This is a genomic window from Koromonas soli, assembly GCF_059726265.1.
Window position 1 is genome coordinate 811,133 of sequence record NZ_AP040872.1, and the last position, 25,305, is coordinate 836,437.

19 protein-coding genes and 1 tRNA gene are annotated in these 25,305 nt (G+C 56.2%); 9 read left to right on the plus strand and 11 right to left on the minus strand.

Features of this window, described 5'->3' with window-relative positions; translation table 11 throughout:
• Positions 1-16: 16 nt before the first annotated feature.
• Together AC6IY8_RS03495 and typA are read right to left on the minus strand one after the other, a co-directional pair.
• Positions 17-487 (minus strand): DUF2147 domain-containing protein, encoded by a 471-nt coding sequence (locus AC6IY8_RS03495; RefSeq protein WP_497777307.1) that lies wholly within the window; start codon positions 485-487, stop codon positions 17-19.
• A 143-nt stretch (positions 488-630) separates the two neighbouring features.
• On the minus strand, positions 631-2,454 hold the full coding sequence (typA, locus tag AC6IY8_RS03500) for a translational GTPase TypA (RefSeq protein WP_497777308.1): 1,824 nt from the start codon (positions 2,452-2,454) through the stop codon (positions 631-633).
• Between the two features lie 258 nt (positions 2,455-2,712).
• Between typA and AC6IY8_RS03505 the strand changes: the two genes are divergently transcribed.
• Positions 2,713-4,503, plus strand: coding sequence for a tetratricopeptide repeat protein (locus tag AC6IY8_RS03505; RefSeq protein WP_497777309.1), 1,791 nt, complete (start codon positions 2,713-2,715; stop codon positions 4,501-4,503).
• A 39-nt stretch (positions 4,504-4,542) separates the two neighbouring features.
• A complete protein-coding gene (locus AC6IY8_RS03510) occupies positions 4,543-6,483 on the plus strand; it encodes an ABC-F family ATP-binding cassette domain-containing protein (RefSeq protein ID WP_497777310.1) in 1,941 nt (646 codons plus the stop codon).
• Between the two features lie 24 nt (positions 6,484-6,507).
• On the opposite strand, the gene AC6IY8_RS03515 is transcribed toward AC6IY8_RS03510, so the two are convergent.
• On the minus strand, positions 6,508-7,908 hold the full coding sequence (locus AC6IY8_RS03515; RefSeq protein ID WP_497777311.1) for an NCS2 family permease: 1,401 nt from the start codon (positions 7,906-7,908) through the stop codon (positions 6,508-6,510).
• Between the two features lie 21 nt (positions 7,909-7,929).
• Between AC6IY8_RS03515 and AC6IY8_RS03520 the strand changes: the two genes are divergently transcribed.
• Both AC6IY8_RS03520 and AC6IY8_RS03525 read left to right on the plus strand, forming a co-directional pair.
• Positions 7,930-9,099, plus strand: a complete 1,170-nt coding sequence (locus AC6IY8_RS03520; RefSeq protein ID WP_497777312.1) for a pyridoxal phosphate-dependent aminotransferase — start codon at positions 7,930-7,932, stop codon at positions 9,097-9,099.
• 37 nt (positions 9,100-9,136) lie between these two features.
• Positions 9,137-9,766: an MBL fold metallo-hydrolase gene (locus tag AC6IY8_RS03525; RefSeq protein ID WP_497777313.1), complete on the plus strand. Its 630-nt coding sequence runs from the start codon at positions 9,137-9,139 to the stop codon at positions 9,764-9,766.
• 61 nt (positions 9,767-9,827) lie between these two features.
• Here the strand turns inward: AC6IY8_RS03525 and secG are convergent, their stop codons facing one another.
• The 6 genes from secG to gap form a co-directional block, all read right to left on the minus strand.
• Positions 9,828-10,133 (minus strand): preprotein translocase subunit SecG, encoded by a 306-nt coding sequence (secG, locus tag AC6IY8_RS03530; protein ID WP_497777314.1) that lies wholly within the window; start codon positions 10,131-10,133, stop codon positions 9,828-9,830.
• A gap of 105 nt (positions 10,134-10,238) precedes the next feature.
• Positions 10,239-10,323 (minus strand) — tRNA-Leu (locus AC6IY8_RS03535).
• Positions 10,324-10,508: 185 nt separating this feature from the next.
• Positions 10,509-11,261 (minus strand): triose-phosphate isomerase, encoded by a 753-nt coding sequence (tpiA, locus tag AC6IY8_RS03540; RefSeq protein WP_497777315.1) that lies wholly within the window; start codon positions 11,259-11,261, stop codon positions 10,509-10,511.
• Positions 11,262-11,292: 31 nt separating this feature from the next.
• Positions 11,293-11,898: an O-acetyl-ADP-ribose deacetylase gene (locus AC6IY8_RS03545; RefSeq protein WP_497777316.1), complete on the minus strand. Its 606-nt coding sequence runs from the start codon at positions 11,896-11,898 to the stop codon at positions 11,293-11,295.
• A 14-nt stretch (positions 11,899-11,912) separates the two neighbouring features.
• Positions 11,913-13,121, minus strand: coding sequence for a phosphoglycerate kinase (locus tag AC6IY8_RS03550; protein WP_497777317.1), 1,209 nt, complete (start codon positions 13,119-13,121; stop codon positions 11,913-11,915).
• A 95-nt stretch (positions 13,122-13,216) separates the two neighbouring features.
• Entirely contained in the window at positions 13,217-14,227 is a 1,011-nt protein-coding gene (gene gap, locus AC6IY8_RS03555) for a type I glyceraldehyde-3-phosphate dehydrogenase (protein ID WP_497777318.1), read from the minus strand.
• Between the two features lie 321 nt (positions 14,228-14,548).
• On the opposite strand from gap, the gene AC6IY8_RS03560 reads away from it, so the two are divergent.
• Entirely contained in the window at positions 14,549-15,538 is a 990-nt protein-coding gene (locus AC6IY8_RS03560) for an AAA family ATPase (RefSeq protein WP_497777319.1), read from the plus strand.
• Between the two features lie 53 nt (positions 15,539-15,591).
• Here the strand turns inward: AC6IY8_RS03560 and AC6IY8_RS03565 are convergent, their stop codons facing one another.
• Positions 15,592-17,259 (minus strand): PAS domain S-box protein, encoded by a 1,668-nt coding sequence (locus AC6IY8_RS03565; RefSeq protein ID WP_497777320.1) that lies wholly within the window; start codon positions 17,257-17,259, stop codon positions 15,592-15,594.
• 148 nt (positions 17,260-17,407) lie between these two features.
• Between AC6IY8_RS03565 and AC6IY8_RS03570 the strand changes: the two genes are divergently transcribed.
• From AC6IY8_RS03570 to AC6IY8_RS03585, 4 genes are all read left to right on the plus strand, one after another.
• The gene (locus AC6IY8_RS03570; RefSeq protein ID WP_497777321.1) at positions 17,408-18,196 is read left to right on the plus strand and encodes a hypothetical protein; all 789 of its coding nucleotides are present in this window, start codon (positions 17,408-17,410) and stop codon (positions 18,194-18,196) included.
• Between the two features lie 422 nt (positions 18,197-18,618).
• Entirely contained in the window at positions 18,619-21,078 is a 2,460-nt protein-coding gene (locus tag AC6IY8_RS03575) for a 3-hydroxyacyl-CoA dehydrogenase/enoyl-CoA hydratase family protein (protein WP_497777322.1), read from the plus strand.
• A gap of 23 nt (positions 21,079-21,101) precedes the next feature.
• Positions 21,102-22,304: an acetyl-CoA C-acyltransferase gene (locus AC6IY8_RS03580; RefSeq protein WP_497777323.1), complete on the plus strand. Its 1,203-nt coding sequence runs from the start codon at positions 21,102-21,104 to the stop codon at positions 22,302-22,304.
• A 60-nt stretch (positions 22,305-22,364) separates the two neighbouring features.
• On the plus strand, positions 22,365-24,161 hold the full coding sequence (locus AC6IY8_RS03585; protein WP_497777324.1) for an acyl-CoA dehydrogenase FadE: 1,797 nt from the start codon (positions 22,365-22,367) through the stop codon (positions 24,159-24,161).
• Positions 24,162-24,606: 445 nt separating this feature from the next.
• Here the strand turns inward: AC6IY8_RS03585 and AC6IY8_RS03590 are convergent, their stop codons facing one another.
• Positions 24,607-25,206, minus strand: coding sequence for a hypothetical protein (locus AC6IY8_RS03590; RefSeq protein WP_497777325.1), 600 nt, complete (start codon positions 25,204-25,206; stop codon positions 24,607-24,609).
• Positions 25,207-25,305 lie beyond the last annotated feature (99 nt).

Consider the following 25,305-nt stretch of genomic DNA (forward strand, 5'->3'; position numbering starts at 1 on the left):
GGCGTGCGGCACACGTTTATGGCGTAATTCGCTTCCATGATTGAGTTCGTCCGAGAAGCGAAATCCCTATATACCCTCTCATGAAAAGCTTGTCGGAACCAACGGCCCAGATTTTTCCTTTGTACTCCTTGCCGTTTTCCGGATCCACGACTGTTCCTCCGACCCAGTCGTCGCCCTCAGGCTTGAAGTTGCGCATGATAATCAGACCTTGAATCGGCTTATCCTTCAGCTCGCCAGAACATTTCGTGCAGACGTCACCTGGTTTGCGTCCAGGACGAGGCTCGATAACCTTGCCGAAAAGCTTGCCATTCACCAGATAAGTTTCCACCTTGCCGCCAGGCTTGCCTTGATCATTTATTACCTGCCACGTGCCAACGGCATTCTCAAGAGCTGGTGAGAGTTTCTGTGCGTGAGCTCCTGCTGTGAAACATAGCGACAAAGTAACGATGGTGGCGGTGCGGTATGCACTCAGGAAAATGTTCTTCATATTTGACCCCCTTTTCGGGCGGTAATACGACGCAAGGATTCTAAACTGCAACTTCGTTTTGCGGTGACAGGTGGAACACTTCCATTCAGCAAACAGAAAATCCCTCCGCGAAGGAGGGATTCTCTCTGAAGCCTTGGCGCGTCTTACGCTTCGGTGGCCACCGGTTCGGTGCCTTTTCGCGGACGACGGTTCGCCTGCAGGATCTTCTTGCGCAGGCGCAGCGATTTCGGGGTGACCTCGACGAGTTCGTCATCCGAAATGAACTCCAGGCACTGCTCGAGATTGAGAGTGCGGAACGGAATTAAGCGGATGGCTTCGTCGGAGGTGGAAGCACGCATGTTGGTCAGCTTCTTCTCGCGGACAGCGTTTACGTCGATGTCGTTCTCGCGTGAATGCTGGCCAATGATCATGCCTTCGTAAACTTCCACGCCGGGGCCGACGAAAAGTTCTCCACGATCCTGCAGACCGCTGAGAGCGTACGCCGTTGTGGTACCGCTGCGGTCTGAGGTGATGACACCGGCTGCTCGCTGAGGAATCACCCCGAGCCATTCGGTGTAGCCATCAAAGAGCGAGTTCATCACGATGGTTCCGCGCGTTTCAGTGAGCATCTCGCTGCGCAGGCCGATGAGGCCGCGGCTCGGTACACGGAACTCGATGCGCACGCGACCGTAGCCGTGGTTATGCATCTTGCGCATCTCGGCCTTGCGAACACCAAGCTTCTCGATGACCACACCGATGAACTCCTCGGGAATGTCCACCGTCAGCAGTTCAACGGGCTCCATGAGCTTGCCATCGATGGTGCGGGTGACGATCTCGGGCTTGCCTACTGCGAGTTCGAAGCCCTCGCGCCGCATCATCTCGATGAGGATGGCGAGTTGCAGTTCGCCGCGTCCCATCACGCTGAAGGTGTCTGGAGCAGTCTGATCGACGCGGATCGAAACGTTGGTCAGCAACTCCTTTTCGAGACGCTCGCCGAGATTGCGCGAGGTGACGTACTGGCCTTCACGTCCGCTGAACGGTGAGGTGTTCACCAGGAACTGCATGGCGATGGTGGGCTCGTCAATCAGAATCTTTGGCAACGGATCGGGAGTTTCATAGCTCGTGATCGTCTCGCCGATGGTGATTCCGGCAACTCCGGCGACAGCCACAATGTCTCCAAGCTCGGTTTCGGTGATGTCAGTGCGCTTCAGGCCGCTGAAACTGAAAAGCTTGGTGATCTTAATCTTTTCGATTTCGCCGTTGAGCTTGGCAATAGCAACTTCTTCGCCGGTGCGCAGCGTGCCATTGAAAACGCGCGCAATGGCGAGGCGTCCGAGGTAATCGCTGTAATCAAGATTGGCGACCAGAATCTGCAATGTGGCGGAGGCGTCCCCTGCAGGTGCAGGAATCGTGTTCACGATGGCTTCGAACAGAGGTTGAAGGTTCGTGCCCGGAACATCAGGATCAGTCGTAGCCGTGCCGAGCTTACCGTTTGTGTACAGGACAGGGAAGTCGAGTTGCGATTCTTCCGCATCGAGGTCGATGAAAAGGTCGTAAACCTCGTTGAGGACTTCCTGTGCGCGAGCGTCGGGACGGTCGATCTTATTGATGACCACGATGGGTTTCAGCCCAGCTTCGAGAGCTTTGCTCAGAACGTAGCGCGTTTGCGGAAGAGGGCCTTCGCTGGCGTCGACGAGCAACATGACGCCGTCCACCATTTTCAGTGCGCGTTCGACTTCCCCGCCGAAATCGCTGTGGCCCGGGGTATCCACGATGTTGATCTTGAGGTCGTGATAAAAAACTGCCGTGTTCTTGGCAAGGATGGTGATTCCGCGCTCACGTTCGAGGTCGTTCGAGTCCATGACGCGGTCCACAAGCTCTTGGTTTGCGCGAAATACGCCGCTCTGGCGCAGCATGGAGTCAACGAGCGTGGTCTTTCCGTGATCGACGTGGGCGATGATGGCAATGTTGCGAATCTGGGTGGTCAAAACCTTTAGTCCTTTTGAACAACTCGTGCAAGCTTTTTGTGGGGCGCAGCGCTTGCAGCGCGCGCATGAGGCAGGGGAACTCTGCCGCGAGTCCGTTGCACGATTCTGTGACGAAGCGAATGAACGAAAACTCAGGTATGCTGCATCGATTATATCCTGAGTGCGACATTACTGCAGCTAACGTAACCAGCAAACGTTCATTCCAGGGCGAATCTGCTTCAAAGTGCGAGAGTTGCTGCGATAAACTGCACCTGAATCATGCCAACTTCGACGATTCCCGAAGACAAAAAGCCGGCGCCGGCCGCGTCAGAGCAGGGCACGACTGCGACGCGCTGGTCACGCGTTGCAGCCAACATGCAAACGACACCCTGGCTCCTGCGAATGGGGCTGATTCTGGTGTTCGCGATCTATGTGCGAACCGTGGCCTTCTCGACGGTGTACGACGATAACATTCCGAGTTCGTGGAGTCCGCGGTTACAGGACATCGGACAGTTCTTTGTACACGATATCTTCGGCTCGGACGGGACAGCTCACTCGGTATATTACCGCCCGATTGCGATGTGCTGGGGATTTCTGCTGGGCTACGTTACGGGCGGGGCTCCGGGATGGTCGCACCTGTTTGCGGTTCTGATGCACCTGGCGGTGGTGATTCTTGCTTTCGAGTTCGGACGGCGATTGCTGCACGATGATAGACTGGCGCTGTTCTCGGCATTGTTGTTCGGCCTGCATCCCTCGAAGGTCGAAAGTGTTGCGTGGATCGGCAGCAGTGTTGTCGATGGATTAGCTGGAGTCTTCTTCTTTGCGTCGTTGATCTGGTTCCTTGATTGGTATGGGAGTAACTCGAGGACCAAGCTTGCCGGCTCGGTGCTGATGTTTACGGCAGCGATCTTTACCAAAGAGACCATGCTGGTGATTCCGGCGTTGATCGCTGTTTATTTGTGGCTCAATTCTCCGCGGGCGGAGCGAATCTCGCGGATACTAACAGCGTTGCCCGCTTACACCGTGGTTGCGGTTGTGTACATGGCAATCCGCCATCAGGTCATCAAGCCTCCGGCCGCTAGTGCTGAATACATTCACCCCACATACACTCACGCGAATCTCTGGACAGGACCATTTGCGATCTGGTGGTATGTGCGACATCTTGTCGCGCCCTGGGGGCTCGCTGTCGAATACGCGGTCACAATCTTTCACCAGCCTACATTTCGAAATTTTGTGCTGCCGGGCCTCGGCGCTCTGCTCTTGATGACGGCGGTTGCGTTGTTATGGCTGAGGTGGAAATCGAGCACAGCCGCCTTCCTGATTTTCTGGTTTGTGTTGACGCTGTCTCCTGCGGTGCTGCTCTCGACCATGGTTGGTCAGCACGAACGCTATCTCTACATTCCGGGCTATGCGTTTTGCGTGATGGTGGCATGGGCGGTTCTCAAGCTTGGCCCTTTACAGCCGAAGGTCCGTGTGTCCCTAGTGTTAAGCGTAGTTGCGCTATGGTCTGCGTTAACGTGGCATGAAACCGGATTCTGGGATTCCGAGTGGACACTCTGGCGACGCGTGGACCAGATCGCTCCGAGCCAGGCGAAGGCGCAGTTACAACTCGCCTCTATGTATGAAGACGAGAAGAACTTTGCGAAAGCGATCGAACTGATGGATCAGGCGCTTGCATATCATCCTGTGTCCGTAAAGGTCTGGGAGGCGCGTTCGGCGATTCTCCTGGATGACAAGCAGTACGAGAAGGCGCGCACGGGGCTGAAAAGAGTTTTGGAGTTGACCGAACCCGCTGCGTGTCAATCTGTCAGCGGAGACAATTGTGTATTGCGTGCCGAAGCTGCTTACAAATTGGGAAAATTGGATCTTGCGACTGGCAATATTGCAGAAGCCGAACGCGCTATGTCGATAGCGCTTAAATTGAACGAGCGCGGTCCGGGCTATCACGGTTTGCTTTCGCAGATTCGGGCTGCGCAGGGGCGCGCAGACGAAGCCAAGACGGAATCGGCAACGGAGCGGCGATATAGGATCGAGCAGCAGCGTGAGGCCAGCGCAAAAGCGCATCCGTGAGAGAATGAGAAGACAACTCACGGTGCGGTTCACTTCTGAATGATTCAGCTCACGGGTGCCGGTAAGCGATACGGCCACAAACTACTCTTCGAAAACCTGAACTGGTTGATCACTCCCCAGGACCGGATAGGTCTGGTGGGCGGCAACGGGACAGGAAAATCCACCCTGCTCAAAATCATCGGCGAGATTGAGACGCTCGACTACGGTACCATCACGCGCGGCAAAGGCGTGAGCGTGGGATACCTGCCGCAGGACGGATTGAACCTGAGCGGCCGCACTGTGTTTGCCGAGTGCCTGTCGGTTTTTGCAGATGTGCACGCAATGGAGCGCGAACTGGTAGACCTGACTCGTCGGATGAGCGAGGTCGATCCTGCCAGCGCAGAGTATGAACAGGTGAGTGAGCGTTTTCATCGCGTCCAAAGTGAGTTTCTGCATCGAGATGGCTACAGCCTTGAGTCGCAGGTAGGCGCCGTGCTGACCGGGCTCGGGTTCGGTAAGGATGATTGGCTGCGCCAGACCGAGGAGTTCAGCGGCGGTTGGCAAATGCGCATTTCGCTGGCAAAGCTGCTGCTGGCAAAGCCGAACATGCTGTTGCTCGACGAGCCTACGAATCATCTCGATCTTGAAACTCGCAACTGGCTCGAAGGGTATTTGAACGATTATCCATATGCATACGTTCTTATCTCGCACGACCGCTTCTTTCTCGACGTAACAGTGAAGAAGATCGTGGAGATATGGAACAAGGGCGTGCACTTCTATACCGGCAATTACGACAAGTACCTACGAGAGAAGCAGCAGCGGCGGGATTCACTGGTAGCCGCGTATCAGAATCAGCGCGAGCGCATTGAGCAACTCGAGGCTTTTATCTCGCGTTTCCGCTATCAGGCGACAAAGGCCAAACAGGTCCAAAGCCGCATCAAGGAACTGGAAAAGATCGAGCGTATCGAGGTTCCCGAGGAAGAGAAGACGATTCACTTCACCTTCCCTCAGCCGAAGCCGAGCGGCAGAATCGTTGCCGAATTCAGGAACGTCAGCAAGAGTTACGGCGAGAAGCAGGTTTTGCGAAACGTGAGCTTCACAATCGAGCGCGGCGAACGCATCGCGCTCGTTGGTGTGAACGGCGCAGGCAAGTCAACCATGATCAAGATGCTGGCGCAGACAGAGCCAGTATCGAGCGGTGAATACGCGCTCGGCCATAACGTTGAGGTGGATTACTTTGCGCAGGATCAATACAAGGAACTCGATACCGAAGCTCGCATGATTGACGACCTGAATATCGTCGCGCCGCGCTCGCAGACCGAGTTGCGCAGCCTGCTTGGCAGCTTTTTATTCAGCGAAGACGACGTGTTCAAGAAGATCGGCGTGCTCAGCGGCGGTGAGCGAAACCGTTACGCGCTGGCGAGGATGCTGCTGCACCCCTCGAACTTCCTCCTGCTTGACGAGCCGACAAACCACCTCGATATTCGCGCAAAGGATGTATTGCTCGAATCGCTACAGAAGTTTAGCGGCACGTGCGTTTTTGTTTCGCATGACCGCTACTTTATCGACCGCCTGGCGACGCGGGTATTTGAAGTTGCGGACGGTGGAGTAAACATCTACCCGGGCAATTACGAAGATTACCTGTGGCGTAAGGAAAACGTCGCTCAGGCGCTGGAGGAATCACTCCGCTCATCGATAGGCGGAGCTTCTAGCGCGCCCGCCGTTGCGGTGGCGGAGCCAGTAGTTGCTCCTGTGGTGGAAACGAAGCGGCGCGTGAATCCCATGAAGCGCAAGCAGATGGAGGATCGCTTGGCGAAGGTGGAAGAAGAGGTTAGCGACACGGAAGCCGCAATCGCCGAGTGTGAAGAGTCGCTGAGCCGCTTTGTAAGCGCAGAGGAGACACAGCGTGTTTCTGCTCTCCTGGAGCAAAAGCGCTCCGAATTGTCTTCGCTTGAGAACGAGTGGGCAGAGCTCAGTGAGCAGTTGGAGAGCGTCGATTAAGCTCTGCCCCAAATCAGCGTGCTTCTACTTGTAAGGGTAGAAGATGAAGAACAGCAGCGACAACGCAGCCAGTACCCACAATCCTGAATGCAGCTCGCGGGACTTGCCTTGCAGCGATTTGCAGAACGGGTAAAGCAGGAATCCTGCTGTGATTCCGACTGCAATGTTGTAGGTGAAGCACATAAGGGACACGACGGCGAAGGCCGGGATTGATTCCGTGTAGTCGGTGAAGTCGATCCGTGTAATCGGCGCTAGCATAAACAGCCCAACTACGATCAGCACCGGGCCATAAGCTTGTGGCGGAATAGCAGCCACGAACGGTGCCGCGAAAGCCGACAGCGCAAAGCAGACGGCGACTACGATGGCCGTGATTCCGGTGCGCCCGCCAGCCTCGATTCCGGTGGCAGACTCAACGAACGCTCCGGTTGTGGTGGTACCAAATAGCGGTGCGAGCGAAGTGGAAATCGCATCGGCCATCATCGGACGCTCGATCTGCGGTAAATTTCCATCCTTGTCCAGAAAGCCCGCGCGAGCAGAGATGCCAATGAGGGTGCCCATTGTATCCACGAAAGCCATGATGAAGATGATGAGCACGACTGGCAGCGACTTGGGAGACAGCGCGCCGCGCACATCTATCTGCCCGAAAATGGGCGACATACTTGCGGGTGCACCGAATAATCCATGAGGCCAGGGTGCTACGTGCGTAGCAAACGCGACCAAGGCCGTAATCACAATGCCAAGGAGAAGTGCGCCCGGCACTTTCTTGATCACCAGGGCGGAAATCAGCAGGAATCCGAAGATTGACACCAGTACGGGGGCAGCAGTGAGCGCGCCTGCCTTGACCGGAGCCCCGGCCACACCCAGTTCCACGATGCCTGTCGTGTTGAGTCCGATGAAGGCGAGAAATAAGCCGATACCTACGGCGAAGCTGTAGCGCAGCGAGGTGGGGATGGACTCCACAAGCCACTGCCGCAACCGCAAAACGGTCAGCAGGATGAATGCAATGCCCGCAATGAAGATCGCGCCCAGAGCGGTTTGCCATCGCAGTCCCAGCCCAAGACAAACGGTGAATGCGATGAATGCGTTCTCACCCATGTATGGCGCGATGGCAAAGGGGCGATTGGCATAGAAGCCCATAAGCAGGCATCCGACGACAGAGACCAGGATAGTCGCAGTCATCGACGGCCCTGCGGGGATTCCGGCGGTCTTGAGGATGGCAGGGTTTACCACGACGATGTATGCCATCGTGGTGAACGTGGTGAGCCCGGCGAGGATTTCACGGCGAAAATTGCTGCCGCGAGCCTCAACTTCGAAGAAACGGAGAAGAGCGTTCACAGAAATGTCCAGCGATGTAAGGGTATATTCCTGTTCCAATATATACCGCAGAATCGGCGCAGTGCGCGGCTGCTTGCTCGCGGCGTTCATGCGCGATAACGTCAATACAGCATGTTTGCACGAAGAACAAACTGGAACCTTGCGCTTAATCGCTTTTCGCTGGCGCTTGACGCCGCGCGCCGCAGTGGCGATCGTCTGCTGGACCTGACGGCCTCGAATCCTACGACTGTTGGGTTGGACTTCGAGCAGGAGCGCATATTGCGCTCGCTGCAACACGCTAACGCTCTCCAGTACGAGCCAGCCTCGAAGGGAATCCTGCCGGCTCGCGAGGCAGTGGCTGGCTACTATGCGCAGCGCGGTATTGCATTGTCGCCGGAGAGCATCATCCTGACGGTCAGTACCAGCGAGGCTTATTCGTACTGTTTTCGGCTGCTTTGCGATCCGGGAGACCAGGTTCTGGTGCCTTCGCCGAGCTATCCGCTGTTTGAGTTCTTGGCTGACATTCAGGACGTGGAACTCGTGCCATATGAGTTGGTGTATGACCACGGCTGGCAGATTGAGTTCGAGTCGCTGAAGCGTGCCATTACGCCGCGCTCGCAGGCAATCATGGTTGTGCATCCTAACAATCCAACCGGGCACTACACAAAGAGCTGGGAATTGGAACGACTGAACGCACTTTGTCGCGAGCACGAGTTGGCGATTGTGGCCGATGAAGTCTTTCTGGATTACGGGCTGGGGGATGAAAGCACACTGAGCTTTTCAGCGAACCACGCGGCACTGACATTCACGCTCAGCGGGCTCTCGAAAATCTGTGCGCTGCCGCAAATCAAAGTGGCGTGGATCGCCACGAGCGGTCCTGATGCCCTGGTGGAGACTGCACTGGAACGGATGGATGTGATTGCCGATACGTATCTCTCGCCGAATGCTCCGGTCCAATGGGGAATTCCTGAATTGCTGGAGACGCGGCATGGGATTCAAAGGCAATTGCGGGAGCGGGTTCAAGGTAATTTGCGGGAACTCGATCAGCAACTTGCCACCTGCAACATGACGACGAGGTTGGCACTCGACGCGGGATGGTATGCAGTACTGCGCACGTGTGCCATGCGCAGCGATGAGGATATTACGATCGAGCTGATGCAGCGCGACAGCGTGCTTGTTCACCCGGGGCACTTTTTTGACTTTCCGGCGCATGGATATCTTGTGGTGAGCCTCATCGCGCCTGAATCCGAGTTCCGCGAAGGCATTGGGCTGGTGCTCCGAAGGTTAGACGAGGGCGTATGATTTTGAAACCTTCGTGCGCGGCAGATATGATCTTTGTATGATTCACGAAATACTCGCGGTTGGCCCACTTCAGTGCAATTGCTCGATCATCGGCGACGAAACCTCGCATGAGGCGATGGTCATTGATCCCGGTGCGGATGTTTCGGAGATCCTTGCCATTGTGGCGCGCCATGGCCTGCAGGTGAAGCAGATCGTCATCACACACGCTCACCTCGATCACATTGGCGGCGCTATGGAACTTAAGAAGATCACGGGAGCCCCGATCCTACTGAATGAAAATGATTCCGATCTGGTCGCGATGCTACCGATGCAGGCACAGTGGCTGGGTATGAGGGATCCAGGCAGGGTGGAAATCGACGACAGCCCCTTCGCGGGGCAGAAGATTTCGGCAGGGAAGCTGAGTGGTGAAATCATGCTCACCCCTGGGCATACTGAAGGCTCCCTATGCATCTACTTTGAACCGGAGAAGAAGCTGATTGCGGGAGACACGTTGTTTGCTGGCTCGATTGGGCGGACAGATCTTCCGGGGGGCAGTTATCAGAAGATACTGCATTCGCTGCACACCAAGGTTCTCGATTTGTCGGATGATGTGATCGTGGTTCCGGGGCATGGGCCGCTGACGACAATTGGTGAGGAACGCGAACAGAACCCATTCCTCCAGAAATAGGGGACTGCTTGTTGTAAATGAAAAACCCCGCCAAGGCGGGGTTTTTGCGTAGAAGCTTTACTTACTTTGCCGGAGCGGTTTTCGCCGGAGCAGCCTTCTGATTGCCGAGCACCGAGCCGCCACTACCGGATCCACGTGTCGACATAATGGCCAGGGTGAACGAGGTAAGCATGAAGATGATTGCAGCCCAAGTGGTCAGCTTGGTCAGCAGGTTTGCGCCTGCGCGCGGTCCGAATGCGGTCTGGCTGCCCAGTCCACCGCCGAAGGCGGCTGCGAGATCGGCGCTGGCGCCGCTCTGGAGAAGAACGACGGCGATCAGGAACAGGCAAACAATAACGTGAATGATAGTGACCAGAACGAGTAACATGCTTTTCCTTCCCGGTGGAGGGAACACACCGGACATTTCTAAACTCTGCCTGCTTGGGACGTTTGGAACGTACAACTCCAGCCAGAAATAACCGGGGAGGACGTATGGTGCGGAAGGCGGGACTTGAACCCGCATGCCTCTCGGCGCCACCCCCTCAAGATGGTGTGTCTGCCAATTCCACCACTTCCGCACTGCTATCGCCACGGCGCATTGACTCGGCCGCAACGATCAATCCAGCTTCCAAAGAACGTGTACAGAGGCAGTTCGAGTATAACAAACTCGGCGTACTTGGGAAGCCCTTGTCAGCCCTTAGTCGAACATTGCTGTGGAATTCCGGCCGTGATTGCCCTCAACGGCCGGAATTACCGGTTCAAACTACCACTTTACGATCTTCACAAAGGAGTCTGGCTTGAGGCTCGCTCCGCCGACGAGCGCGCCATCGACATCGCTTTGCGAGAGCAGGGCATGGGCGTTCTCGGGCTTCACGCTTCCGCCGTACAGAATGCGAAGCTGGCTCGCGTACTCTTCGCCAAAAACATTGGCCGCTTCTTGGCGGATCAGGACGTGAGCTTCGTTCGCCATCTCGGGAGTAGCAGTCAATCCGGTGCCGATGGCCCATACCGGTTCGTAAGCCACGACCATTTTGGCAGCCTTACGGGCGGAGATTCCGCTGAAGGCGCGCGTGCACTGACGACGCAGAACGTCTTCGGTGACACCGGCCTCGCGCTCCTCTTTCACCTCGCCCACGCACACGATCGGAGTCAACCCTGCCTCGCAGGCCACCTTCAAGCGGCGGTTCACGGTGTCGTCGGTCTCGCCGAAGTACTGGCGGCGTTCGGAGTGTCCAATGATGACCCACTTGCATCCTGCGCCGATGAGCATTTCGCCGCTGATCTCGGCAGTGAAGGCGCCTTCTTTTTCCCAGTAGATATTTTGCGCGCCAATTTCGATGTTAGAGCCCTTCGCCTTTTCAACCACTGCCGCGATATCGACAAAAGGCGGGCAGACGACGATCTCGTCACGCGTATGATCGGCCACCAGCGGCACGAACTCTTCCATGAACTGACGGGCCTGTTCAGGGGTCTTATACATCTTCCAGTTTGCTGCGATGATCTTCTTGCGGCTCATAATCGCCTCATGTCTTTCCAGAGAAAATGAATCAATCGATTGCGACGGCTGCGAAAGTCCAACTCGACGCATTGCGCCGACGCTGTTCGTTCTTCGCAGCCTGTATGAATATCGACAACATATCAGGACTGAACAGCACGAAACGCACTTCCCGGACGCTGCGCGTTTCGATCAACTCTTCAACTACAGTACGAACCGCGATCTCCGCAGCGGCTTCCGGTGGATATCCGTAAACTCCGGTGGAGATGGCGGGAAAAGCTACAGAGTGCAGGCCCAGGCGGTCAGCCAGACGCAGCGAGTTTCGGTAGGCGCTGGCAAGAATGCCAGTTTCGCCTTGCATGCCGTCGCGCCAGATTGGTCCTACGGTGTGAATGACGAATGCCGCGAGTAGCGCTCCGCCCGTGGTTTGGACGGCCTCACCGGGAGGCAGGTGCCCCTGGCGAGCGACGATTTTCTTGCACTCTTCCAGGATCGCCGGGCCTCCGGCGCGATGAATGGCGCCATCGACGCCACCGCCTCCCATCAAACTGGAGTTTGCGGCATTGACGATGGCGTCAGTGGTCTGTTTCGTTATGTCACCGGCCTCAAAGAAGATTTGGGAGCCATCTCCGAGGCCCAGCCGAACGATGCTTTTCACGTCGTCTCGTGAGACTACTTGTCAGTCAGGGCTTCCACGCCGGGCAGTTTCTTGCCTTCGAGGAACTCGAGCGATGCGCCGCCACCTGTGGAGATGTGGGTGATTTTGTCGGCCACACCTGCCTTGTGAACGGCAGCCACGCTATCTCCGCCGCCAACAATCGAGGTAGCTCCCGGATTGTCAGCCACAGCGGCAGCGACCTTCGTCGTGCCCTTGCTGAACTGGTCGAACTCGAAAACGCCCATGGGGCCATTCCACACAATGGTGCGTGCGCCGGCGATCTCTTCCGAGAACTTCTCGATTGTCGCGGGTCCAATGTCGAGCGCCATCTTGTCGGCTGGAATCGGTTGCCCTTCCGGAAGGACCGTAGCTGCCGCGGTTGCGTCGAACTTGTCGGCTACGACGTGATCGACGGGCAGCAGTAGGCGAACGTTCTTCGCTTTGGCTTCGGTAAGCAGTTCCTTGGCGAGGTCGATCTTGTCGGCTTCCAGCAACGACTTGCCGATCTCCTGACCCTCGGCTTTAAGGAATGTGTAAGCCATGCCTCCGCCGATGATGAGTGCATCCACCTTAGGCAGCAGGTTGCGGATCACGCCGATCTTGTCGCTGACCTTAGCGCCACCGAGAATCGCCAGGAATGGCTTCGCGGGATGCTCGGTCGCCTTGCCAAGGTATTCAAGTTCCTTCTCCATCAGCAGGCCCGCGGCGTTTTTCTGGATGTAATGCGTAACGCCTTCCGTGCTGGCGTGGGCTCGGTGAGCGGAACCGAAAGCGTCATTGACGTAGAACTCGGCGAGGCTTGCCAACTGCTTTGCAAACGCCGGATCGTTCTTTTCTTCCTCTGCGTGATAGCGAACATTCTCGAGCAGTAGGGTTTGTCCACGTTCCAGTTGATTCGCCATTTCAGTCGCCTGAAGACCAATGCAGTCGGGCGAGAAGCCTACGTTCTGGCCGCGTCCCATGCGTTCGTCCAACAGGATGCGCAGGCGTTCGGCGACAGGTTTCAAGCTGTATTTCGGATCGGGCTTGCCCTTCGGGCGGCCGAGGTGGGAAACGAGGATCAGCTTCGCGCCGTGACGCAAAGCGTATTCAATGGTCGGTAGTGTTTCGCGGATGCGCGTGTCATCCGTGACCCGGCCGTTGTCGAGTGGAACATTGAAGTCCACTCTCATCAAAACTCTATGATTGTTAAATTGCAGGTCGCGGATCGAAAGCTTGGCCATGGCGTGCACCTGAGTATTTCGTATGACTGCGGAAGCTGGAACGATGCTATTGGAAGTTTGAAAAGGGTTGGAGATTGACTCCAACCCTTTTGGCATTACAGTCCCTTTTCGCCGAAGAAAAGGATCAGGTCTTTCACGCGGTTGCTGTAGCCCCATTCATTGTCGTACCAGGCGAAGGTCTTCACCAGGTTGCCGCCAAGAACGCGGGTGAGCTTGGCATCCAGCGTCGAAGAAGCCGCGTCGCCCTTGAAGTCGGAGGAGACGAGCTCTTCTTCGGTGTAGTGCAGGTATCCCTTCAGGGGAGCGGTCTCACTGGCCTTCTTCAGAGCAGCGTTGACTTCTTCCACAGTGGTGTTCCGGCCCACTTCGCAGACCAGGTCCACGGCCGAGACGTTCGGAGTCGGCACTCGAACGGCGAATCCGTCCAGCTTGCCCTTGAGTTCGGGGATCGCAAGATAGATGGCCTTTGCGGCGCCGGTCGAGGTAGGAATCATCGACAGGGCAGCGGCGCGGGCGCGACGGAGGTCCTTGTGCGGGAAGTCCAGAATGACCTGATCATTCGTATAGCTGTGAATGGTGGTCATGGAGCCCTTCACGATGCCGAAGTTGTCCTGCAGAACCTTCGCCACCGGAGCCAGGCAGTTTGTGGTGCACGAGGCGTTGGAGATGATGTGGTGCTTTGCCGGATCGTACTTGTCCTGGTTGACGCCGAGAACGATGGTGATGTCTTCATTCTTCGCCGGAGCGGAGATAATGACCTTCTTCACGGAGCCGCGGAGATGCTTCTTGGCATCTTCAGCATTGGTAAAACGGCCGGTGGATTCCACGACCACCTGGACGCCCAGGGATTCCCAATCGAGAAGTGCAGGATCTTTCTGCGCGAAGACCTTTACTTTTTTGCCATCGACGACGATCGAGTCGCCTTCTGCCTTAATGTCAGATTTAAGATTGCCGAGAATCGAGTCGTACTTAAGAAGGTGAGCCAGCGTGTCGGGGCTGGTCAGGTCGTTTACTGCGACGATTTCGATGTTTGAATCGTTAAGAGATGCGCGGAAAACGTTACGGCCGATGCGGCCGAAGCCATTGATGCCTACCTTGATTGCCATTCTTGCCTCCAGGCATTTAACAGTGCAGAGGACACTCCGATAGCGCAGTCCGGAGACCCATCTTGCAACCGATTGAAATGCTAGCACCGCCATCTGGATCGGGGCAAACTGTGAGCCGGACAGAACGATGGCCAAACCATAATCAAGCGAACATCATCCGTTGGATGGCAATCCATTGTGATTGAGCTTCAAGCAGGAAAAATGCGATTTTTCCCATTCGCGTGTGAACTCCGCGAGAGCTTGTTGGAAATGGGTTTGTACAGATGCAGCTGTAGTAAGTAAGACTCGCTCGAACGCCGCAGAACGTGGTATAAGTCCCATATGCGCAGATGGATGCGCGATCGCGTGAAGCGTCGCAATCAGCAGAACAAAAATCCGAAGCAGTCAGAAGAACAGCCCCAAGAACTGGCTCCTCTACAGCCGACGTTCCTTGATCGCGACACCTTTCGAGGCACGGATGAGACTCGTGAGGGTGGTTCTCCAGACAACGCGCCTGAGCCTGTTTATGAGGCACAGCCAGAAAAAGATCCGTTCGACGGAGAAGCTCCGCAAGAGCGTGCCTCGGTACGCCCGGCAGCTCGTCGCGAACGTTCACGACGTCGCGGGCGCGGAGGTCGAGGGCGGAATCGTACAGACCAGCAGCAGAAGGCTGTGCAGTCGCTCGCGGCTGGTCCTGAGCTTCCGATCCAACCGGGGCAGGCTACTGGCGAAGCTGCCGAGATCGATCAACCTGAGACCGGTGCTGATGCGCCGGAGCCCGAAGTTCCAGCCTTTGCTTGCAAAACAGAGGCTCCCAAGGCGAAGAAGGGCGCGGTCGTGCTGGCGATTGGACTGCCTGGTTCGGGAAAAAGCTCTTGGTTCAAGCGACACAATATCATTCCGTTGTCGAGCGACCTTGTGCGCGGTTTGTTGTTTGATGATGCTACCGAACAGCGCTTCCAGGATCTTGTATTTTCGTCCTTGCGTTCGCTATTGCGCGCGCGCTTGATCGCGGGACGCCCGATGAACTTCATCGACGCCACGAATTTGTCTCCCAAGGAACGCCATAGCTGGATCAAGATGGCGCATGATTTCGGCTACGAGGCTCACGCGGTATTCTTCGACGTGCCCACCGAAGTCTGTATGGAGCGCAATCGCAAGCGGTCACGAAACGTTCCGGACGACGTGATGTTGCGCATGGCTCAGAAACTGCGGCCTCCGAAGTTTGAGGAGGGATTCGCAAAAGTAATCGTGGTGCGTCTCAAGAGCAAAAGGGAAGCCGAGCCCACGGAGGAACCACCGGAAAGCGCGTCAGAAGACAGCGCACAGTAGAGAGTTTGACCTGCAAACGTAAAGCGTGGGCTCATCGCTCACGCTTTCTTATTTCACGAAATCATTCGCACGTTACTTGGCAATGGATTGCGTGCAGGCGTTACGGCCGGGAGGCAGATCGTGAAGCGCGTTCCGTGATTGAAGTCGGCTGTGCTACTGTGAACTTGGATTGTGCCGCCTAGTTTCTCGACGATATTGCGAGAGATCCAGAGTCCGATGCCGAGTCCTTTCTCGCCTTTGGTCGTGACAAATGGTTCAAAGACCTCCTCGAGCTTTTCAGGTTTGATCCCCGAACCAGTATCGGCAAATACCAACTTCACATCCTGCCCATCGGTATAGCACTCAAGGCGCAGCACGCCACCATCGGGCATTGCGTCGATCGAGTTTGAGATCAGATTTGTAAATACCTGTCTCAATTCGCCCGGAATCACCTCGATGAGTTCATTGGTTCTGAAGTTGCGTTCAATCTTGATGTGTCCCTGCTCGATCTGACGATGGAACGACTCGAGAGAGGCTTCCATCAACTCGCCAGGACGGATCTTTACCCGTTCGCCCGAGGTGCGGTGAGGAGCAAGAGTCTCCCTCGCGATATTTGCAAGCCTGTCCACTTCTTTCCGCGCCGAGCCCAGCAATGACTTAGAGTCGTCTGACAACTCAGGCTGTGAACTGAGCAGAAACAAAATGTCGTTCAGCGATGAAAGCGGATTGTTGATTTCATGAGCCAGGCTCGCCGATAGTCGGCCCGTGGCGGCCAATCGCTCAGAGCGACGCAGAGCTTCTTCTAATTGCGCATTCAATTTCTTTATGTGCGCTTCAGCCTTCTTGCGCTCCGAAACGTCGCGAATTGCGGCTGTGACCACGGTGCCATCGGCGGTACCCATTGGGCTCAGGCTTATCTCCACCGGAAACTCTGAGCCGTCCTTACGTAAGCCAAAGAGTTCAAGCCCGACGCCCATGGGGCGAAGTCGGGGATCATTGAAGAACTTGCCGCGGTGCCCGGAATGGTATTGTCGGTAACGCTCGGGAACGAGGACTTCAATCTTTTTGCCGACAAGTTCGGAGCGCTCATAACCGAACAATCGCTCAGTCTCCCTATTCACAAGGGCGATGCGGCCTTCTCGATCGACAATTGCCATACCGTCGGGAGCAGATTCCAGCAGTCCTCGAAAGTGCTGCTCACTGCGACGCACGGACTCTTCATCATTTCTGCGCTGCACGGCCATGGCGATAACATTCGCTACTGAGTGCAGGAAATTGATGTCGTCCGTCGTGAAACTTCGGGGAGTTGCAGTGAACGCGCCGAGGACTCCGAATGGGGAATTGTGTCCGGGAATACCGACCGTGATTCCGCTGCGGATCTTGTGTTCCTGAAGCAGCGGCGAGAGAACAAACGGCGCATCCGAGTTGTAATCCTCTACCACGGCTCGGCGCGAAGTGAGATACGTGTATCCGGCCTGAAAATCGCGGCTTACCTGTGTGGTGGCCTTATTTAGCTTGTCAGGCTTCCAGCCCAAACCCGCACAGAGCAGTAACTCGTTCTTGCCGGGTTGAAATTCCAAGACTTCGCAGAATCGAAGCTGTAGGATTTCAGCAATCGACGCGACGGCATTCTCGAGTAGCAGTGGTAGGTCGGAACTCTGCAGCGCGAGTTGACTCAATTCAGCGAGGGCTGATTGCTGTTTCGCTCTACTCTCCGTAACCGCCTCCAACTCTCGTTCCATGACCGTGTCTGGTATTTTGGATGCGAAATCTCGCTGGCTAGCTGCTTTGCTGAGTTCTGCCAATTGTGAGTAGCGCAGCTTGCGAATCCATCCACAAACATTATCGGCAGGTTTGAAACCGATCTAAAATCCCCGGGTGAGGTGATTGATGCGCGCTCTGCTGACGATGTTGTTGGTTTCCAATCTTGCGCTGGCACAACAAACGGCAGCGCCAGCTACAGACACTTCTGAAAAGCCTCCGAGTGCTCCTGTATTGACTGATCCCAATGCAGTTCCTGTCACTTCACCCACGGTACGCGCGGCCGCTCCTTCTTCGACCAATGCGGACGCATACACTTTGGCGGCAGGCACGCGCATAGCGATCACACTGAAGCATGCAATCTCCACAAAGAGTGCGCGCGAAAACGATCCGGTATACGCCGAGACTTCGTTCCCGGTGGTTGCCGACGGCAAGATCGTTATTCCCGTCGGAACCTACGTTCAGGGCGTGATTCAGCGTTCAAAGCGTCCGGGACGCGTGAAGGGACGCGGCGAACTGGTAGTGCACTTCAATACTCTGATCTTTCCGTCCGGATACACGCTCCTGCTGCCCGGTGCAATCGATAGCGTCCCTGGCGAGGAAAAGACCGCAATGAAAGATCGAAAAGAAGGCAGCATAGAGAGCCAGGGCACGAAGGGGAAGGATGCCGGAACGGTCGCCTCCACTGCCGGGACCGGAGCAGCCATTGGAGCCGTTGCGGCACGATCGGCAAAAGGAGCCGCGACGGGAGGACTACTCGGTGCCGGAGTCGGCATTGCGTCGGTACTGCTCACCCGTGGACCAGATGTCCGAATTGAGAGCGGTACTCTTGTGGATATGGTTCTCGAGCGACCTATAACGGTGGAGCACGCGCGTGCAAGCCCGACCGAGCCGCAAAAGGTTCGAGTCATTCGGTAGGGACGTCGCTGAACGAAACAGGGCAAGTTTTTCGAAGCAGAAAAGCGGAATCCGACACCTTTTTGCTAGTTTCAGCAAAATAGTTCTTGACTGAATGGCAATTCATTCAGTAGAGTTAATTCAACTTAATAAGGCGCACGTCGTTGCCATCCTCACCCCACATTCTCGACGTGCGCCGCCTTTATTTTGGGGCAAGTTTTTGTTGAACCCAAAGAAGGTTATGGCTCGTGGGTGCCGTCTTGGGATGATCCACTGATCCTCCCTTGATAGTTTGATCTTCCTCTCCGTTTCCATGCATCAGAGTTGTTGAAGTTAGTCGCTCTGGTCAGCGCGATAGCTTTCGCGTTCAGCAGGCTCTCAAACGTCAGATTTTTTTGCCGGGCTACGTTGGTTGCTGTGGATTGTTCGGAGAAGCTTCTTCGATGCTAAAACGAATTGAGAAAGTCGCCGTCCTCGGCGCGGGAACCATGGGCTCCCGCATCGCTGCGCACCTGGCCAATGCCGGGGTGCGTTCGTATCTGCTCGACATCGTGCCACCGGATGCTCCGGTAGGCGGGACGTCCGCCCGAAACAGGATTGCTGACGCCGGACTCGAGGCTGCGCGCAAGTCCAAGCCCGCGGCGTTCATGGAGCCAGGCTTCGCAAATCTAGTCACGACCGGCAACTTCGAAGACCACCTCGGCTCGCTTGCCGAGTGTGACTGGATCATCGAGGCCGTAGTCGAGAACCTCGATATTAAGCGCGCACTGCTGCGCAAGGTCGAAGCGGTTCGCCGGCCGGGAGCCATTGTCACCACGAACACAAGCGGCCTTCCTGTCCACTCCATAGCCGAAGGGTTCAGTGAGGATTTTCGCCGCAACTGGTTCGGCACTCACTTCTTTAATCCGCCGCGCTACATGCGATTGCTCGAGATCATTCCGACACCGGAGAGCGATGCGGCCGCGATCGAGGCGATTGCGCAATTCTCGAGCGTTCGTCTGGGCAAGGGAATCGTCTACGCCAAGGACACGCCGAATTTCATCGCCAATCGCATCGGTACTTTCAGCGTCGTCAACATTGTCCGCCTGATGCAGGAGTTCGACTTCTCCATCGAGGACGTCGATGCTCTTACCGGATCTGCCATAGGGTTCCCGAAATCCGCCACCTTCCGCACGATCGACATGGTCGGGCTTGACGTTCTTGGCCACGTGGTGAAGAACGCCAAACGCCTTGCTCCCGTGCTCGCTGGAGCCGGTGGTGGCGAGTCGGAGATGCTCGACGAGCGTGGCGACCTGGAACTTCCGAAGTTTTACGACCAGATGGTCGAGCGCATGCTGCTGGGCGATAAGACCAAAGCTGGGTTCTACAAGAAGCAACGCGGACCAGAAGGTGAACAGCGTTTCGCTCTCGACTGGAAAACGCTTGAGTATCGTCCAGCGCAGAAGCCGAAATTCCCAGCACTCGAAATGGCGAAGAACGTCGAATCGCTCGGCGAGCGCGTACGCATGCTGACAGGCTTTGGCGGGCAGAAGATCGATAAGGCTGGAGAGTTTCTCTGGACTGCGCTGTCGGAAGTTTTCACCTACTCAGCCAATCGTATTCCTGAGATCAGCGACAACGTCGTCGAGATCGATCGCGCCATGCGCATGGGCTTCAACTGGGAGATGGGACCTTTCGAGCTTTGGGATGCAATCGGCGTCCCGGAGACGGTAGAGCGCATGAAAAAGGAAGGGAAACCGGTTTCGGCCAATGTCGAAAAGCTCCTCGCCTCAGGCAAGAAGAGCTGGTACACCGACGCTTCCAGCACAGTGAGTGGCCGCGCGTATTTCGATCTTGCGACCGGAACCTACCAGGAAGAGAAGGTTGCGCCCGGCGTGTGGAGTGTAAGGGTCGCAAAGAAATCGAACGGAGTAGTGAAGTCAAACTCCGGCGCGTCATTGATCGATCTGGGCGATGGAGTTGGCTGCATCGAGTTCCATTCCAAGATGAACTCTCTCGGTGCCGACATCATTCAGCTCACGACGCAAGCTCTGAAACCCGGCGGACTCGGCGAAAATTTCGACGCGTTTGTGATCAGCAATGACGCGACGAATTTCTCGGTCGGCGCCAACATCATGTTGCTGCTCATGGCAGTTCAGGACGAAGAGTGGGACGAGGTGGACATGATGATCCGCCAGTTCCAGAACATGACGCAGCTAATCAAGTACTCGCCCAAACCGGTTGTAGCCGCACCTTTCGGCATGAGCCTCGGCGGTGGATGCGAAGTTTCGCTGCACGCTGCCGCACGTCAGCCTCACGCCGAACTCTACATGGGACTGGTCGAAGTGGGAGTCGGTCTGCTGCCCGGAGGAGGCGGTTGCAAGGAGATGACTTTGCGCGCCGTAGATGCCGCGCAGTCGATCCGTCTTGGTGCTCGCGGCGAGTCGGTCGAACTCATGGAAGCGATGAAGAAAGCATTCGAGACCGTTGCGATGGCGAAGGTTTCGACCTCAGCCTTCGAGGCTCGCGGACTCGGCTTCCTGGGACGGGCTGATGAGATCACGATGAATCGCGAACGTGTTCTCAGTGATGCCAAGGCGCGCGCGCTTGAAATGGCTCGCTCGGGTTATCGCGCTCCTGTTCCGCGTAATGATGTTCCGGCTCCGGGCGAAAACATTCTTGCGACTCTGAAGCTGGGCGTTCATCTGATGCGGCAAGGTGAGTTCATCAGCGATCACGAAGTGAAAATCGCGACGAAGGTAGCCGAGGTACTGTGTGGCGGCGCATTGACGCCTGGAACTCCCGTTAGCGAGCAGTATCTGCTCGACCTGGAGCGCGAGGCGTTCAAGAGCCTGTGTGGCGAACGCAAAACACAGGAGCGAATTCAGTTCACGCTCAAAACCGGCAAACCACTTCGCAATTAAATCGACCGAGGAGATAGCGAGTCATGCGTGAAGCAGTCATCGTTAGCGCCGTCCGCACCGCGGTCGGCAAGGCTTACAAAGGTTCATTACGTGCCACTCGTCCGGATGATCTGGGCGCGGCGGCCATTCAGGGAGCGCTTGCGCGCGTTCCGCAACTCGATGTGCATGAGATCGAGGACGTCATCCTAGGCTGCGCCATGCCTGAGGCAGAGCAAGGAATGAACGTGGCGCGCATCGCTTCTCTACGTGCCGGTCTTCCGGTCGAAACATCGGCCATGACGATCAATCGATTCTGTTCGTCTGGCTTGCAATCCATCGCGATTGCGGCCGACCGCATCGCAGCAGGCGGCGCTGAGGTAATCGTCGCTGGAGGCACCGAGTCAATGACCATGATTCCAATGGGCGGGCACAAGGTGTCATGCAATCCGTCGCTGGTTCAGAACTATCCTGACGCGTATCTCTCGATGGGACTGACTGCCGAGCGGCTCGCAATCCGGTTTGCAATCACGCGCGAGCAGGCGGACGAGTTCAGTTACCAAAGCCATCAAAAAGCTCTTCGCGCCATCGAGTCGGGCGCGTTTGAGGACGAAATCGTCCCCGTACACGTCACGTTCCGCACGCCTGTAGCACAGGCCACTCGCGGCGGCGCGGCGGTGCAGCTTTCGGCTCAGGCTTTCGAGTTCAAGGTGGACGAAGGTCCTCGTGCTGACACAACCGTGGAAGCCTTGAGCACTCTGAAGCCGGCGTTTCATGCAAAGGGTACGGTGACCGCCGGAAACTCCTCGCAAATGAGTGATGGTGCCGCGGCTGCGGTAGTCATGAGTGCCGAACGCGCCAGAGCCCTCGGCCTGAAGCCGCTCGCCCGATTCGTTGCTTTTGCTACGGCGGGATACAAACCCGAAGAGATGGGCATCGGCCCGGTGTACGCGGTTCCAAAGGCGTTGAAACTCGCTGGCCTCACGCTCGATCAGATTGGCGTCTTTGAACTGAACGAGGCGTTTGCTGCACAGGCGCTCTCTGTCATCAACGAGCTTGGTCTTGATCCTGCGAAGGTCAACCCCAACGGCGGAGCCATCGCGCTTGGTCACCCTCTTGGTTGCACGGGAGCCAAGCTCACCGCAACGCTACTGCGCGAAATGAAGCGGCGCAAGGAGCGCTACGGAATCGTGACGATGTGTGTCGGCGGTGGAATGGGCGCTGCCGGAATCTTCGAAAACCTCGAATAACTCGGTCAGTTCGGATGAACGCGCGGGCACTCCGCGCCTTTCAAGATATCTGGAGGAAGAATGGCAACCACTGTGACCCCGGCGCAAAATAAAGTTGTAGGCGGAAACTTCTTGATCGAGGAGACCAATCCCCAGGAAGTTTTCACTCCCGAGGACTTCAACGAACAGCACAAACTAATCGAGCAGACTACCGAGGACTTCGCGCTTCAGGAGATTCTGCCTAACGTAGATCGCATCGAGAAGAAAGACTTTGCCTTTAGCCGCGAGTTGCTGAAGAAAGCTGCTGAGCTTGGATTGACGAGTGTCGATATCTCTGAAGAGTACGGCGGCACCGAGATGGACAAGGTGTCCTCGGCCATCATCGCCGACCGCATCGCTAAGAGCGGCTCCTTTGCGGTGACTTTTAGCGCCCACGTCGGCATCGGTACTCTGCCCATCGTGTGGTTTGGAACAGAAGATCAGAAGAAGCGCTATCTGCCGCTGCTCGCCAGTGGGGAATGGGTTGGCGCATACGCGCTGTCCGAGAGCAGTTCCGGTTCTGATGCCATGCACGCCCGCACCAAGGCCGTGCTGTCGGAGGACGGCAAGCACTACATCCTCAACGGCGAGAAGATGTGGATCACCAATGCGGCCTTTGCCGACCTGTTTGTCATCTTCGCTAAGGTGGACGGTGAGAAATTCACGGCGTTTCTGGTCGAGCGCACCTTCCCCGGCTTCAGCGTTGGCCCCGAAGAGCACAAGCTTGGAATTCGCGGTTCCTCGACTTGTCCGCTCATCCTGAACGACTGCAAGGTTCCGGTTGAGAACGTTCTCGGCGAAATCGGCAAGGGCGCCACGATCGCTTTCAACATTCTGAATGTGGGCCGTTTCAAACTGGGCGCCGCCGCCGTAGGTGGTGCGCGCACCTGCCTCGTGAACTCGCTCAAGTGGGCGAAGGAGCGCAAGGCCTTCGGTAAGTCGATCAGCGATTTCGGCATGGTTCGCGAACTGCTCGCCGATATTGCGATCGGGATCTATGCGGGCGAGGCGTTGGTATATCGCACCGTCGGCATGATGGATGCGGCCACCGCAGATATCCCGAAGGGCTCTCCCGAGGAGTCGAAGCTTATTCGCAAGGCGATTGAGGAGTATGCAGTCGAGTGCTCGATCATCAAAGTTTGGGCCTCTGAGATGTTCGATAAGGTAGTGGACAACCAGGTCCAGATTTTTGGCGGCTACGGTTTCGTCGAGGAATATCCTGCCGAGCGCGCCTATCGAGACTCGCGCGTCAATCGAATCTTCGAAGGCACGAACGAGATCAATCGTCTCATCATCACCGGTTGGTTGCTGAAGCGCGCAATGAGCGGCCAGCTTCCTCTGCTCCCGGCGATCAAGAAACTGATGGATGAGATCATGTCTGGTCCGAGCTTTGCCGAAGAAGATACCGGCAAACTCGCGGCGCAGCGGAAGATGATCGAAAACGCCAAGAAGATCGGCCTCATGGTGGCCGGTGCCGCTTCACAGAAGTACATGCAGCAGATTACTGATCACCAGGAAGTGATGGGCGCCATTGCCGACATCGTCATCGAGATCTACGCGATGGATTCGGTTCTGGCTCGCACGCTGAAGATGATGGAGAGCAAAGGCGAGGCAGATTATGATGTAGCTGTTGCAATGACGGACGTGTACCTGCAGGCCGCGTTTGCACGCGTGGAAGCGGCGGCGAAGAAAGCTCTGGCCGACGTTGCCGATGGTGACATGCTGCGAACGCAGATGACTATACTTCGCCGCTTGGTGAAAGCTGATCCGGTGAATGTGATTGCGGCTCGAGAGAAGGTTGCAGCCCGCATGCTGGATGCAGGGCGGTTCGCATTGTAAGATTTGCTTGCATGAAAACAGGCGAGGCTTGTGCCTCGCCTGTTTTGTGCTCAAACGTATTTCTTCGCAGCGCTATTCATACTGCGTGAAGCGAAGTTTCCACAACGTCAAACACACGTTCCATTTGTTCTAGTGCGATGGCACCTATCCTTCGACGTGTCCGTCTGGCCTCGTACATGGAAATCATCCATGCGGCCAGGCACAGTGCGCCAACTGTAACGACGCGATTCATGCTACAACCCTCTTTTGTTGAGTCTGACGTGTTAGATGGTGTCCATGCGTTCATGGATACTGTTCAAGGTCAACTTATTCCTCATCTATCTCCGCTACATTGAACGCGCAAGATGCTGTCGCGGAATGACAATATGCGGGTCTGACGATAGATGAATGCTGACGTTGTCTCACGAAGAAAATCGCGGTACATGTGATAACTCTGAGCTAATCTTTATAATCCCGGAGTCGATGTCGGCGTTGCCGTCGGCTGTACATACCTGCTCAACTGGCTTAATGCGTCTTTCAGATGTGCTCGTTCGAGATCGTTGATGTTCGGATCCGAGAGGCGCGTGTTGATCCACGCAACGGCTGCACGAGGAGATACATGCGGCGTCGCCGGAGCAATCTCGGTTACGAGCAGGTTGCCATTTTGTTCCTGAACGCGGAACGTCACGCGATCATTGAAATTTGCGGCTGTGTATCCACTGGATTCCTGGTAGTACCCGATACCCTTGTAGGTCGCGCTGACACTTTCGGAAGGGGTTTCCTGTGGAACGATGTCGAAACGAGTGACAATCACGACGCTGGTGAATTCTGGGTTCGTGCGAATTGAGGTAAACGGTTTAAACCGAGTCCATCCATCTGTTTGCAGGCGGGCACCCTCGAAATCCAGGCGGCAATAGTTTGAGAGCAGAATCTTCTGTCCCGCAAAGAGCTCAGCGAAACTACGGCCGCGCAGTTTTACTCCAGGCTGCGAATAGGACCCGTACTGAGCCAGCGCGGAGGAAGACACCAGGACTACAAACAGAAAAGCAACCAGTTTGCGATACATGTTTAGGAACTCCGAATCCAGCGTAAAACGCCCAACCCTCGGATAGCAAACTGGGCTAAGTTTCTGGTTTATCGCACAACGCTTTTCTGAGCGAAGATC

What these genes read in the sequence shown, in the direction of transcription:
- AC6IY8_RS03505 (WP_497777309.1), top strand. Translation starts at nt 2,713, where the DNA reads ATGCCAACTTCGACGATTCCCGAAGACAAAAAGCCGGCGCCGGCCGCG.
- AC6IY8_RS03560 (WP_497777319.1), top strand. Translation starts at nt 14,549, where the DNA reads ATGCGCAGATGGATGCGCGATCGCGTGAAGCGTCGCAATCAGCAGAAC.
- tpiA (WP_497777315.1), bottom strand. Translation starts at nt 11,261, where the DNA reads ATGAGCCGCAAGAAGATCATCGCAGCAAACTGGAAGATGTATAAGACC.
- gap (WP_497777318.1), bottom strand. Translation starts at nt 14,227, where the DNA reads ATGGCAATCAAGGTAGGCATCAATGGCTTCGGCCGCATCGGCCGTAAC.
- AC6IY8_RS03570 (WP_497777321.1), top strand. Translation starts at nt 17,408, where the DNA reads ATGCGCGCTCTGCTGACGATGTTGTTGGTTTCCAATCTTGCGCTGGCA.
- AC6IY8_RS03515 (WP_497777311.1), bottom strand. Translation starts at nt 7,908, where the DNA reads ATGAACGCCGCGAGCAAGCAGCCGCGCACTGCGCCGATTCTGCGGTAT.
- AC6IY8_RS03495 (WP_497777307.1), bottom strand. Translation starts at nt 487, where the DNA reads ATGAAGAACATTTTCCTGAGTGCATACCGCACCGCCACCATCGTTACT.
- AC6IY8_RS03525 (WP_497777313.1), top strand. Translation starts at nt 9,137, where the DNA reads ATGATTCACGAAATACTCGCGGTTGGCCCACTTCAGTGCAATTGCTCG.
- AC6IY8_RS03590 (WP_497777325.1), bottom strand. Translation starts at nt 25,206, where the DNA reads ATGTATCGCAAACTGGTTGCTTTTCTGTTTGTAGTCCTGGTGTCTTCC.
- AC6IY8_RS03510 (WP_497777310.1), top strand. Translation starts at nt 4,543, where the DNA reads ATGATTCAGCTCACGGGTGCCGGTAAGCGATACGGCCACAAACTACTC.
- AC6IY8_RS03550 (WP_497777317.1), bottom strand. Translation starts at nt 13,121, where the DNA reads ATGGCCAAGCTTTCGATCCGCGACCTGCAATTTAACAATCATAGAGTT.
- secG (WP_497777314.1), bottom strand. Translation starts at nt 10,133, where the DNA reads ATGTTACTCGTTCTGGTCACTATCATTCACGTTATTGTTTGCCTGTTC.
- AC6IY8_RS03520 (WP_497777312.1), top strand. Translation starts at nt 7,930, where the DNA reads ATGTTTGCACGAAGAACAAACTGGAACCTTGCGCTTAATCGCTTTTCG.
- AC6IY8_RS03585 (WP_497777324.1), top strand. Translation starts at nt 22,365, where the DNA reads ATGGCAACCACTGTGACCCCGGCGCAAAATAAAGTTGTAGGCGGAAAC.
- AC6IY8_RS03580 (WP_497777323.1), top strand. Translation starts at nt 21,102, where the DNA reads ATGCGTGAAGCAGTCATCGTTAGCGCCGTCCGCACCGCGGTCGGCAAG.
- AC6IY8_RS03565 (WP_497777320.1), bottom strand. Translation starts at nt 17,259, where the DNA reads ATGGAACGAGAGTTGGAGGCGGTTACGGAGAGTAGAGCGAAACAGCAA.
- AC6IY8_RS03575 (WP_497777322.1), top strand. Translation starts at nt 18,619, where the DNA reads ATGCTAAAACGAATTGAGAAAGTCGCCGTCCTCGGCGCGGGAACCATG.